Source organism: Burkholderia sp. SCN-KJ (assembly GCF_024656005.1).
Lineage (GTDB): Bacteria > Pseudomonadota > Gammaproteobacteria > Burkholderiales > Burkholderiaceae > Burkholderia.
This window is the reverse complement of sequence record NZ_JANKOG010000003.1, coordinates 86,497-97,748: the sequence shown is the minus strand read 5'-3', so window position 1 is coordinate 97,748 and position 11,252 is coordinate 86,497. Positions and strand designations below refer to the sequence as shown.

At 63.7% G+C, this 11,252-nt stretch carries 18 protein-coding genes; 3 read left to right on the top strand and 15 right to left on the bottom strand.

Annotated elements, in window-relative coordinates:
• The 8 genes from NQV17_RS06255 to NQV17_RS06220 all read right to left on the bottom strand — a co-directional run bounded on the left by NQV17_RS06255 (position 1) and on the right by NQV17_RS06220 (position 2,112).
• The gene (locus NQV17_RS06255) at positions 1-249 is read right to left on the bottom strand and encodes a hypothetical protein (protein ID WP_257770524.1); all 249 of its coding nucleotides are present in this window, start codon (positions 247-249) and stop codon (positions 1-3) included.
• Entirely contained in the window at positions 246-608 is a 363-nt protein-coding gene (locus tag NQV17_RS06250; protein ID WP_257770522.1) for a hypothetical protein, read from the bottom strand. The genes NQV17_RS06255 and NQV17_RS06250 overlap by 4 nt, the downstream gene beginning before the upstream one ends.
• A gap of 4 nt (positions 609-612) precedes the next feature.
• Positions 613-807: a hypothetical protein gene (locus NQV17_RS06245; protein ID WP_257770520.1), complete on the bottom strand. Its 195-nt coding sequence runs from the start codon at positions 805-807 to the stop codon at positions 613-615.
• A gap of 43 nt (positions 808-850) precedes the next feature.
• Positions 851-1,045 carry a hypothetical protein gene (locus tag NQV17_RS06240; protein ID WP_175908440.1) on the bottom strand — a complete coding sequence of 65 codons (195 nt, stop codon included), beginning with the start codon at positions 1,043-1,045 and terminating at the stop codon, positions 851-853.
• Between the two features lie 4 nt (positions 1,046-1,049).
• Positions 1,050-1,247 (bottom strand): hypothetical protein, encoded by a 198-nt coding sequence (locus tag NQV17_RS06235; RefSeq protein ID WP_257770515.1) that lies wholly within the window; start codon positions 1,245-1,247, stop codon positions 1,050-1,052.
• Between the two features lie 87 nt (positions 1,248-1,334).
• Entirely contained in the window at positions 1,335-1,583 is a 249-nt protein-coding gene (locus NQV17_RS06230) for an ogr/Delta-like zinc finger family protein (RefSeq protein ID WP_257770513.1), read from the bottom strand.
• 10 nt (positions 1,584-1,593) lie between these two features.
• On the bottom strand, positions 1,594-1,872 hold the full coding sequence (locus NQV17_RS06225; RefSeq protein ID WP_257770511.1) for a DNA-binding protein: 279 nt from the start codon (positions 1,870-1,872) through the stop codon (positions 1,594-1,596).
• 3 nt (positions 1,873-1,875) lie between these two features.
• Entirely contained in the window at positions 1,876-2,112 is a 237-nt protein-coding gene (locus NQV17_RS06220) for a hypothetical protein (RefSeq protein WP_257770509.1), read from the bottom strand.
• An 82-nt stretch (positions 2,113-2,194) separates the two neighbouring features.
• On the opposite strand from NQV17_RS06220, the gene NQV17_RS06215 reads away from it, so the two are divergent.
• From NQV17_RS06215 to NQV17_RS06205, 3 genes are all read left to right on the top strand, one after another.
• A complete protein-coding gene (locus tag NQV17_RS06215; RefSeq protein ID WP_257771206.1) occupies positions 2,195-2,653 on the top strand; it encodes a helix-turn-helix domain-containing protein in 459 nt (152 codons plus the stop codon).
• 54 nt (positions 2,654-2,707) lie between these two features.
• Entirely contained in the window at positions 2,708-3,433 is a 726-nt protein-coding gene (locus NQV17_RS06210) for an alpha/beta hydrolase (RefSeq protein ID WP_257770507.1), read from the top strand.
• Positions 3,434-3,494: 61 nt separating this feature from the next.
• Positions 3,495-4,160 carry a hypothetical protein gene (locus tag NQV17_RS06205; protein ID WP_257770504.1) on the top strand — a complete coding sequence of 222 codons (666 nt, stop codon included), beginning with the start codon at positions 3,495-3,497 and terminating at the stop codon, positions 4,158-4,160.
• A 12-nt stretch (positions 4,161-4,172) separates the two neighbouring features.
• Here NQV17_RS06205 and NQV17_RS06200 read toward each other — a convergent pair whose 3' ends face one another.
• Genes NQV17_RS06200 through NQV17_RS06170 form a run of 7 tightly spaced genes read right to left on the bottom strand, consistent with a single transcriptional unit; the run spans position 4,173 to position 11,187 of the window.
• A complete protein-coding gene (locus tag NQV17_RS06200) occupies positions 4,173-5,327 on the bottom strand; it encodes a phage late control D family protein (RefSeq protein ID WP_257770502.1) in 1,155 nt (384 codons plus the stop codon).
• Positions 5,324-5,752, bottom strand: a complete 429-nt coding sequence (locus tag NQV17_RS06195; protein WP_257770500.1) for a phage tail protein — start codon at positions 5,750-5,752, stop codon at positions 5,324-5,326. The genes NQV17_RS06200 and NQV17_RS06195 overlap by 4 nt, the downstream gene beginning before the upstream one ends.
• 13 nt (positions 5,753-5,765) lie before the next feature.
• Positions 5,766-9,017 (bottom strand): hypothetical protein, encoded by a 3,252-nt coding sequence (locus NQV17_RS06190; RefSeq protein ID WP_257770498.1) that lies wholly within the window; start codon positions 9,015-9,017, stop codon positions 5,766-5,768.
• Positions 9,014-9,133, bottom strand: coding sequence for a GpE family phage tail protein (locus NQV17_RS06185; protein ID WP_257770496.1), 120 nt, complete (start codon positions 9,131-9,133; stop codon positions 9,014-9,016). Before NQV17_RS06185 ends, NQV17_RS06190 begins: the two co-directional genes overlap by 4 nt.
• On the bottom strand, positions 9,133-9,444 hold the full coding sequence (locus NQV17_RS06180; protein WP_257770494.1) for a phage tail assembly protein: 312 nt from the start codon (positions 9,442-9,444) through the stop codon (positions 9,133-9,135). The genes NQV17_RS06185 and NQV17_RS06180 overlap by 1 nt, the downstream gene beginning before the upstream one ends.
• A gap of 31 nt (positions 9,445-9,475) precedes the next feature.
• Positions 9,476-9,985, bottom strand: coding sequence for a phage major tail tube protein (locus NQV17_RS06175; protein WP_257770492.1), 510 nt, complete (start codon positions 9,983-9,985; stop codon positions 9,476-9,478).
• A gap of 29 nt (positions 9,986-10,014) precedes the next feature.
• Complete coding sequence (locus NQV17_RS06170; RefSeq protein ID WP_257770490.1) at positions 10,015-11,187, bottom strand: phage tail sheath protein; 1,173 nt, start codon at positions 11,185-11,187, stop codon at positions 10,015-10,017.
• Positions 11,188-11,252 lie beyond the last annotated feature (65 nt).

Here is an 11,252-nt window from a genome sequence, read left to right as displayed (position 1 = left end):
TTATTGCTGCTGATGCAGGGAGAGGGCGGCAGGGTTGCCGGGCGTCGCGGGGCTTTCGACGATCGCCTTGAGCGCGGCGGCAGAAGCCGGGAAGCCGAGCGCCAGGCGATCGCCGAGCAGCGTGACGAACAGCGCGAGCGTCGCGACGCGCTGCATGCCGCCGGGTTGGTGATCGAAGCGCAGGACGTCGGCCGCCGCCGTAATGGCGGCCGCGAGCGCGGCGTCGTGGGGAGTGTTCGTGTGCGTCATGCTGCGGCGCCTCCGAGGATGTCGTGGTGGTTCTGCTGCAGGCGTTGAACGGCGTGCTGCAGCTCGTAGCGCGCGGTCATCGCCTGGTCGAGCATCTGGCGCAGGCGATCGCGGTTGCGCTCGACGTTGGACGTCGCGGCCGCGAGCGCCGAAATGCGCGTCGCGCCGTGGCCGACGCGCAGGCCCGAGGCCAGATGCGTGACAACCCATTTTTCGGGGTGGCCGTCGCGGACGTGCGGCTCGGCGTGGATGCCGAACGCGGCGCTGGCGTTGTTCGGGATGACGACGTGATCGCCGGCGACGGTACACAGGCCGGCCGACGTCAGCAGTTCGTAGCGGATGGTGGGGGCGGTCGTCATCAGATCATCCCCGAGGCGGAACGGACCAGGCCAGCACCACGGCCAGGAAGAACATCGCTGCGACGCCGATCACGAAAGCGATCGGGCGGACGTGGCGAACGTTGAATAGACGCAGCACGTCGGCAACCAGGCAGTAGATGCCAGTGAGCGAGAAGGAAAGCATCAGCAGCACGCCGACGCCGAAAACGTAAGGCTTCATGGTGTAGTTCCAGATGAGTGCGCCGGCGGCCGGCGCGGATGGGTCAGTCGAAGTCGTTCGCGGCGCGGCGCTTCCCGTCGATGGGCGATGGTTCGGGTGCCGGTTCCCGATCTCGCCACACGCTCGCCGTGCATTCGAAGGCGTGGCGGGCGGCCGGGTGAAGCGAGTCGAAATCGCCGACCATGCGCAGGCGGCGCCACGTCGCGCGCAGGTCGATGTCGGTGAGGGGCGCACGCATCGCTTCAGTGCATCCAGGCGAGCAATGGCGTGCCGCGGGCGAGGTCCCAGGACACGACGAAACCGAGCGCACGGGCGGATGCGACGAACACGTCTACGCGCACGTCCGCGGCGCAGAGCTTCTGCAGGTATGTGATGCGCTGGTCGTAGTCGAGCGATGCGGCGAGGGGGGTGACGTGAGCGGCGGGAGTCGGCGTTTGCATGAGGTCTCCGGAATTTCAGGCAAAAGGAGTCCCTCGCGCCCGCGAAGGCGGGTGCGATGGGCGTTGAACAAAAACAGCGATTAGGGGTTAGGCGTCGATCAGCGGGAGCTGGCGCGGATCAGTCGGCAGCCGGTCAACCTTGCCGACGGGCAGGTAGACGTTGGGATTCGGCGTCAGACTCGGCGCGATCGTATGGACGGTCGCGACGTGAATCTTGTAGGTCGTCGCGCATTCAATGTTGGTGCACTGGCAGTACGCTTCGCGAACGAGAGCGGACAGCGTGCGGCTGGTCCGGATGACGGCGCGGCTGCCGCAGTGATGGCACTTCAATTTCATTCGGATGCTCCTACTGGCGGCTGCATTCGCCGCGACCTTGGCGCGCGCATTGGCAGAACATGCCGACTTCGCCCAAGGTCGCTACAGCGTCGAGATATTTGCGGGTCACGCACACGAAGCCCACCGCCGCAACAAGCGTGTCAATCTTGTCGATGACGATGCCCTTGCCACCGCTCAGGAATCGACTGACTTCGGAGTCGTCCCATCCGAGCGCTGTTTGCACTTCGTGACGTTTGGGGCCATGCAGCGCATGGCGCAGCGCAGGTTCGATGAGGGCAGCCGGTTGCATGACTCAACGCCCGGCAAAAGAACTTGAGTGCGGTTGAGCGGACGAGTCGATAACTTTGGCGCGGTATTGCTCGACGCCCTCCAGATAGATCAGCCGTGCAACGCTGGATGTCGACCTGTTTTGGCATGCGGACAGTTCCTCGAGCGTGCGGCGCTCGTCCGGCATCAGGCGCATGTAGACGGGTTTGTTGGACAGAACGCCGCGCGGCGAGCGCCGGATGGGGGCTTTCTTTTTAACCATGACGGTATACTTCCCTTCGTTAACCTTGCACAACACTGATGATACACACCGTTCGGTGTGTATGCAACAAAAAACAAACCAAATGGTAAGTATTGGTGATCGATTGCGCGATGAACGGAAGCGCACGTCTCTATCGCAGCGCGCGTTTGCAGAACGCGGCGGCGTGACGGAGAAAACGCAAGTCCTCTATGAAAAAGGGGAACGAGCGCCTGATGCCGTGTATCTGGCGCAGATCGCTGCCGTTGGGGTCGATGTGCTCTACATCCTCACCGGGCAACGCAATACGTCCCACCTGTCGGGGGACGAAGGGGTTTTGCTCGCGGGGTATCGTTCGCTCGATGCGAAGGGGCGCGCTGGCGTGCTGGGCATGATCGCGGGAATGACGCAGCAGGTTCCACCCGCACCGAAGGCGGGGAAGACCACAACGGTTCATCAGAATTTTGAGGGTGCGAACGTCGGGCAACACGTCACGGGTGACCTCACTGCACCTTTTACGATCAATGTAGGCGGGGCGGGGCGAAAAAAGAAACGGGACACCTGAGGGTAGTGAGAGAGCGCCAAACGGTAGGGCCAGCCGTAGGAGAAAACGAAGTCAATGATTCAGAAGTTCAGTGGTGACGTCGGGCAAGTTGCTGGCGGGGATGTGAAGAGCAACAGCGCGCAGACAAACGTCAATGTGCATTTCCACGGCTCTGGACCGAAGCCGATCGTGACGCAGTTCATCAGCGACAGGCAGCGCAACGCAATCGCGCGCAAAGCGTTCGAAATACAGGCGAAGACCGGCACCGATAAGCTGATGGTGTACCGTCGGCTCATGACGGTGTTCGAATTCGAGAGAATGGATGAGATGCCGCGCAATGTGTACGAGCGGGCAATCAAATACCTCGATGGCTGGATACGGAACGGCACGCTCGGGCAGACGCTAGGTGTGCTAGCCCCAAAGGAAGTCAAAGAACCAGCTCCCGCAGTGCCGCAGCCAGTAGCGCCGAGCGATCCGGTGCCACCTGTCGTTGCCACGACGCCAGTGGAACCGGCACCTCCAGCTGTACCCGCACAACCACGGAAAAAGCGATCCCCCTGGTTTGCAGTGTCCATTGGGGTGACTGCAGCGATGGCCATAGCTGTCGTGCTGTATGTCGTAGTGCCCCATCTCGATGCGTCCGCACAAACCCAAGCAGCAGAACCTCCGCCTCATTGCGAGTACGGTGGTAATCGCTATTCACCTGGCGGCGTTGTCATGCAGGCGGGCATTCGCCAGCAGTGCACTGCCGACGGAGAGCGAGGTGCGCGATGGGAGCGCGCTTCTGGTGGCCGGCGCTAAACGGAACGCACGCTCGACAAATTTCTAACAGGCAATCAATTGCCAAGCATCCGGGGGATCGATGAAGAAAGTACTCAATATTGCGGGATTCGCCAGCACGGCTCTATTCGCGTTGATGTTGGTGGTTGGCATATACGGTTGCTCCGACCAGAAGGGTAACGAAAGCCCATCATCAGATGGCGCGGCAAGCGCCGTAACATCGAAAGCTGCTCAGCAAAAGGAAAGTTCGGCTGTAGAAACGAAGACCGAACAAAAGGAAGGTTCGCCTGTGGACGTGGAAGCCGCCGAAAAGAATCTGGACATGACGCCAGATCAGTACGCGAAAAACTTCAATGGCATCATGGCAAACCTGAAGGAGCCCTTCCGAATCAAACCACGGGTGGAGAAAGGAGACGCCGCCGATACGTTCAAATCCGCACTCAACGACAACCTGTACGTGATCGGGTCCGTCAGCAAGTCCACGGGTAAGCTGATCAGCGTCGTATTCATGGGTGCCGGCGACGGCACGGTGAAGTCAGGAGCGAACATCATCATTGCGTCTACAGCTGCTCTGACGGCCGCTGTCCCTAACGGCACGACAAAGACGGTAGGCCCGGTCGTTGTATCACTGATGAGCGATTTCGACGAGAAGTCCGGCAAGTCTGCGTCGAAGGTCTTCAACGATGTGAAGCTCTGGCACACACGTAGCGAGCAGATCGGGGCATGGTTCGGGGCAGAACCAGCCTAAATCGCGAGACGTCTACTCGGCGTCGGTCGAGGTGTCGATCCCCGGCACCTCGGACGCCTTGACCTCTAGATCGAGGTCCGATGTAAATCCGCCGTTACCGTCGATCGAATGTGTAACGCGTGCGATGATCCATTTGCAATCGTCGATGACACGTTTGTAACCACGCACGGTTACAGGCAATTCGGTCATCAGCTCGGGGCGACCGAGCGCCAGCACGATGCTGAATTCGGCGACGCCGCGCTGCAACTTCTCCCACTCTGCCTTCGCCGCACGCGTCGCGTTCCCCTTGTTTGCGTACGTGTGCCGCAACGTCTTCACATTCTCGGCCGTACCGAACAGCACGTCGCCACTCTTGTCGATCGGCTTCTTCTTCGCCGTCGTGCGACGCCGGCGCCGCTTCACGGTCGTCGATTGTTTCTTCGCGGTGCGAGTGTTGAGGTAGAACGCCTGCACGCCGGAATACGTGTCCCGATCGGCGACGCCGAACTCATGACGATCGCCGACGTCGCGCGTGATCGTAACGGCCGGCAGTGCCTTGCCGCTCGCCGTGGTTGCCTCGCCGGCCTTGATGAAGAGCAGCAGCCCATTCTTCACGGTGGCGATCGCGTCGAACATCTTCGCCAGGCGCGACAGCAGATTGGCGTCCGACTCGGCCGTCTGGTCGATGTGGTCGACGAGCTGCCCGTCGAGCGCCTTGCTGATTCGTGCCTCGACCTTGTTCTGACTGGCGATCGCGCGCACGATCGCGCCGACCGTCTGCCGATGCCAGGAGCGCTCCTTTTTGATCGACAGGCCCGCGCGCAGATCGACGCTGCGCGCGCGGATCGTCAACACGTCCGGCGTGCCGGTGTGCCGAACCTCATCGACTATGAATTCGCCCTTGTCGACCAGGCCGTTTGCCGCGCCGGCCCAGCCGATCGCCAGCTTCAGTGTGACGCCGCGACTCGGGATCTCGAGGGCGCCGTCAGAATCGTCGAGGCTGATATCGAGCTGGTCCGCTTCGAAGCCGCGGTTGTCGTGCAGCGTCAGCGAGATCAGCCGGCCGTCGAATTTCTTCGTGATGTTCTTGCCGTTGAGCGTGATCGAGTAGATTGCACGCGGCACGCGATCGTCGGCGATCACGACCTTCTGCACCAGGTCGGCTCCGGGGATGTCAGCCAGGTTCATAGCGAGATCGCCCCTTTGATGGCGTCCGTCACGATGCCGAGCATGTCGAGATCATCGTTGCGCGTCAGGGCAATGGTGAACTCGATGCGCCGCGCGGTGCCGTCGTCGAAAAACAGCGTGCGCGTCGTGTCGATGTTGTCGATCGTGAACATGCCGTAAATGTGGCCGGTGCCCTCGATCAGCGGCCACGCGGTGTGCTGGTCGGCCATTGCTTCAATGACGGCGAGGGACATGTCGCCGCCCGTCAGCTCGGGCAGCAGCACGCCGGACATGCTGATGGTTTCGTCGTCCTCGCCGACGTACTGCCGCGCGGGCTTTTTGCCGACGCGGTTGTTGCTGGCGAAGCGCCAGCCTCGCCGGCGCTTTAGCTCCTGATAGGGCAGGGTAGACAGGCTGAACACGAACAGCCCGAGCGCCATCATCATGACAACCTCTCCTTCAATCGCGGTCGCGCAGACGCGAGCGCTCGCGCGCGCCCCGTGCGGCCTGTTCCTGGCGCAGCACCTGGCGAACTTCCTGCGCGATTGCATGCGCGTCCATGCCCGGCGCCGCGTACACGTTGATCGTGATCGGCGCCGGCGCGGCCGGCGCGCGTGCACCGGACGACGCGACCGTGAGCGGCGGGCGGTTGTCGACCGTGAGCGGTGCACCGCTGGCGATCGCCGCGCCCGTGATGCCGATGCCAGCGCCGGCGGCAACGATCCGCTTGCCGACTTCGAGCACAGTCGACAGCGGCCCATCCTGCCCCTCGCGCAGGCCCTGCTCAAGGCCGGCCATCGTGAAGCCACCCAGCGCCGCGAACACGCGGCTCGGCGAATGGATGCCGAGCTTTTCCTTGAACCAGCCGATCACGCTGCCGCCGGCCGACTCGATCGCATCCTTGACCGAGCCCAGGCCGCTTTTGATGCCGTTGACCAGGCCGGACATCAGGTTCGCGCCGAAGTCGACGAAGCGCGCAGCAGCCTGCGCCGCGACAACGACGATATCCGCGAGCCACGCGCCGAACCCCTTGCCAGCGCTGGCCGCCGCGTCGAGGCTTTTCTTGCTCGCGTCGACCGGTCCCAACAGACGCATGATCCAGTCCCATGCGCTCTTCACGGCACCGACCAGCCAGTCGAACACGGGCTTCAGAGGCGCGAAGGCCGCACCGAGCGTCGCGAGCACGCCGCTGAAGATCGGCGCGAGCGGACGCAGGCCGTCCGTCAGCCCCTGCCAAAAGCCCGAGAAAAACACCTTGATTGGCTCCCAATACTTGATGACCAGGAGCGCGGCGAGCGCGATGCCGGCAATCACCAGTCCGATCGGATTCGTCAACGCGGCGCGGCCGACGAACAGCAGCGTCTGCGCGAGCCCGCCGAGCGCAGCGCGCATGCCGTTGATCGCGCCCATCGTGCCGCCCTTGACCAGGTCGAGGCCGCCGCGCGTGGCGTCGACGGCCATGCCGGACGCGCCGCGCCGGGCGACGTACTGCCGGGCAGCGTTCCAGCGCGACCCTGCTGCTGCGCGTGCCGCGGCCGCCTGGGCGGCTACGGCCCGCCACGCCTGGACGGTGTACTGCCGCGCGGTGCTGGCGCCATCCTTCATCGCGGTCGCGGCCGACACGCCCCATTGCTGGATCGACGCCTTCGCGGCCTGGCACGCGGCCGGCACGCGCTGGGCGAGCGACGCGACATAGGCGCGCAGTGACGACGTGGCCGCTCGAGGCGACGACGCCTGCCATGCGCTCGACAGGGCCGTGCGGATGCGCCCGGCTGCGGACTGCGTGCCCTTGCCGGCTGCCGTGACGCCGGCGGCTGCGCCGGACGCTGCACGCGAAATGCCGCGCAGCGCGCCAGCACTGGCGCCGAGCGCACGCACGAATGCGCCGCCCTGAATCCCGAGCATCGACATACTGAAGCGCACGATCGCCAGCGGCCCGAGGATGCCGGCGAGCGCTATCGTCAACGTGCCGAGCACAGCGAGCAGGACGCCGAAGCCGGCCGCGCCGATTGCGACCGCGCGTGTGAAATTCGGATATTCCTTCGCGAAGCCGAGCAGCCGCTCGAGCACGTTCGTCGTCAGCTCGAGTGCGCGGTTGTACGCGGGAAGGACCTGCTCGCCGATGACGGTGCGCAGGTTGCGCACCTTCTCGAGCGCGATCAGCGCCTTCCCTTCCGTTTGCTTTTGGCCCAGCTCGTGCAGCTTGTCGATGCCGTACGCGCCACGGTTCAGTTTTTCGTTCTTGTGAATCTGCTCGCGCTGCATGTACATCGTGGCGAACAGATTCGCGCCGTTGCCGTTCGTCATGATCGTGGAGAATTCCTCCAGGATCTTCGCGTCGGACGTGATGCCCTTGGCCTTCAGCTTCGGCAGTAGCACCTTCTCCATCCACTCGAACGGCGACGCGTTGAAGAGGTCGCCCTGCAGCAGCGCGCCGGGCTTGATGCGCTTGATCGTACCGGTCGTCGTGTGTTCGACGTCTTTCTTGTCGACGAGGCCCAGCTCGACCAGGCGCTTCGATGCGCGCACGGTCGTTTTGCCCTGCATCAGGTTGCTGTACGCGGCCTGCACGCCAGTGCCGGCGGCATGCCCGCCCATTTCCTGAATCAGCGGCTCCATCTGGTAATAGAACGCGTCCTGGCGCATCTGCTTCGCGGCGACCTTGCCGGTCTGGATGAAGTTGCGCCACTCGTCGCCGCCGACGCGGCCGCCGGTAGCGGACAGCACCTGCTGGACCATGTTCGCTTCGCTCTTGAACTTCGCTTCGCTTTTCGTGCCGCCGCGCAGCTCGATCACTTTCAGCATGTTCATGAACTTTTCTTCGTTCTCGTGCCCCTGGCCGGCACCGAACATCGCCTCGTTCGCGAACTTCATCTTCGCGAGCGTCGGCATGACCATCTGTGCATGATGCTCGTCCGCGAAAATGGACATCGCGTCACGCATCAGCGTCATGTTCTCGGACGTCGACACGCCGATTGATTTCATCGAGCGCACGTAGCGCTCAGCGTCCTGCGTGGCGTGGTCGCCCAGGCCGAGCGCCTGGATGCGGCCGCGCTCGTTCTGCACCTTCTTCGCCTCGGCGAGCGGTTCGCGCAGATCGTTGAGGATGTGCGACCCAGTCGCACGCGCGGCGTATCCGCCGACGGCCAATTCCGCCGCCGCGCCGCGCGCTGCGCCCATCCTCGCGCGCGTATCCGCGATGCGCTTCTGCCGGGTGTTCAGCGCGTCGAGCCGGCGCGATTGAGCGTCGATCGCTCCGGTCGTTGCGGCGATGTCGGTGCGCAGCGTGCGCTCATGCTGGGAAAGCCTGCCCGCGTCGACGCCGGCGCGGCTCAGCCGATTGCGCAGCTCGTCGACGCTGGCGGATTGCTTCTTGAACGCGGCGCCGAGCTTCGATGAGGCTTGCCGCGCCTTCGCCAGCTCGGCAACCATCTGTTGCGACGGCGGCCCGTACGCGCGCAACGACGTCGCGAGTTCCTTGACCTTCTTCTGTGCGTCAGCGAGCTTCGTCGCGGTGTTGGCGAGCCCCGTGCGCATCTCGCGGAACTCGCCAACGCGCCGCTGCGTATCGTTGAGTTCCTTGAGGCGTGTGCGGGAATCCCGCAGCTCCTTCACGAGCGTGCGGTTCTTCGTGGCGATCTCGCGGATCGGCCGGCTCGCCTGGTCGAGCGCCTTGAGGACGACCTCGAGGCGCAGGGAACGGTCACTCATTCATCGCCTCGCTCGTAGCGGACGCGGGCGTGCTCGCGCCAGGTCATCAACTCATCAAGAGACATGGCGTGCATCACGTCGGGCGTCCAGTGGAAAACGAGGGCGATGTCGGCCATCACTTCGTCGACGGATCGAGGGATGCGTCCTGCTTCACGGAGTTCGGTACCAAAAAACCGGCAAGCTCCGTGCCGAGCTTGACCAGGTCGGCCGGGTCCATGCGCAGCACGTCCTGGTCGGTCAGCGTCGGGCTGCTGATGCGTGGCAACACCTTCGACAGAGCGATGACGTCGAGCTGCAGGACATCGGTGAGCGTGACGCCGCGCAGCGCACCGCTACCCGACAAGGTCAGCGTGACGGCTTCGATTTTTTGCTCGCCGCGGACAATCGGGGTGTCGAGGCGCAGCGCGTCGGTTCGTTTCAGAGACATGGTCATTCCTTAGAGGGCGGGGGAGTAGGGGTTACAGGCCCAGGTGGCGGCGCTGTTGGGCGAGGCGATCGACGCCGCCGACCATCTCGACGAAGTTCGGGATGTCGATCTCGATCAGGGTTTCGCCGTTCACGACGAGGCGGTAATACGACAGCGACATCGTTCCGGTCTGGTCGGCGTTGTCGCCGGCCTTGGCCTTTCCGGGGTCGATTTCCTTGTAGCGACCGCGCACGTACACCTCGACCCCATCGGTTTCCTCGGTGTCGTCGCGCTGATAGGAACCGGCGAAGCGTACGGATACGCCGTCGATCTTCGACGTGCCCCATGTCTTGAACATCTCCTTCATGAAGCCGCCCATCGTGACGCCCAGCTCGAGCTTCTCCATGCCGAGGTCGATGTCGACCTCAGCGTTCATGCCGCCGCCGCGATACGCCTCCATCTTGCGCGTGAGCTTTGGCAACTGGATCTCGGGCACCTCGCCGACGAACGAGACGCCGTCCTCGAACACGTTGAAATTCTTGAGTTTGGATGGCAGAGCCATTGCGTTTTCCTATGGTGAGTGGCGGGCCGTCAGACGGCGATGCTTTCCGCGAACTTGAGCAGGTAACGATCCGTGATGCGCTGGCGGAATGTCAGGTTTTCGAGCGGCGGGGCCGGGCAGAAGTCGTAGTCGATGAAGCCGTTACCCGCCTTCAGCGAATCCTTGTCGTTCGCGTCCGGATCGAACCAGCATTCGCCGTCGATCACGTAGCCAGCCGTTTTCCACGCGCGGAACTTCGCGTTCACGCCGTCGACGACGTCGCGGATCAGCGTCCGGCTCATTGGCTGGTCGACCGCCCACATGTGCGCCTCGGCCATCGTGTCGGCGATCACCTGCGCGCTGCGAACGTAGTTCTCGAACGCCCAGAGCTTGTCCTCGGAACAGGTGCGGGACCCCCATAGACGGTAGCCATTGGCGTTCACCAGCGTGGTGACTTCGTGACTGTTGAGGTATCCGGCGTCGGTGTTCGGGTCTTGTAGGTCCCAGAACACGTCGCGGCTGATGCCGGTGACGCCGTTCACGACGACGTTCGAGATCGTCTTGTGCCAGCCGGTTTGCTCGTCGATCTTCGCGCGCATACCCAGTGCACGTGCCGTCGCCCAGGTGATGTCCTCGGCGTTGGTCGCGGTGTTCCAGTTCACGAAGTCCGGCCAGATCGTCATCAGCTCGCGCTGACCGAAATTCGCGCGATAGGCGACCGCCTCTTCCTTCGTCTTCGAGTCGAAGGCGCTGACGTAGCCGAAGCCGCGCAGCTTCTGCGCGATCGTTGCCAGCTCGGCCGCGACGGGCAGCGTGTCCAGACCGGGGCAACCGAGCACGCGCGGCTTGACGCCGAGCCGGCTTTTCGCGGCGAGCAGTGCTTTCATGCCGGTGTACTGGCCGTCCGCTGTGGTCGTGCCGATCACGTTGCCGGTTGTGGCATTCGCATCCTTGCCGGTCGGCACGCGTACGGCGACGATTAGCGGCGAGGTCTGTGCGGCGATCGCGTCGAGCGAACGCGCGAGCGTGCCCTTCGTGCCGGCGCGGCCAATCGCGGCCTGTACGTCCGTGACGAGAACTGGACGGTTTTCGGGGAAGGTGGTCGCATCGGCGTCGTCGCCAGTGCTGACGAGACCGATCACGGCCGTACTGACCGTGCGGACGGGGCGCGTACCGTCGTTGATTTCAATGACGCGTACGCCGTGGTGGTAATCAGAAGGCAAGCTTTTCTCCCGGAATTGAGCGTTCCGAAAGATTGCCTTTCGCGCGCGCGGTGATCACGCGTAGG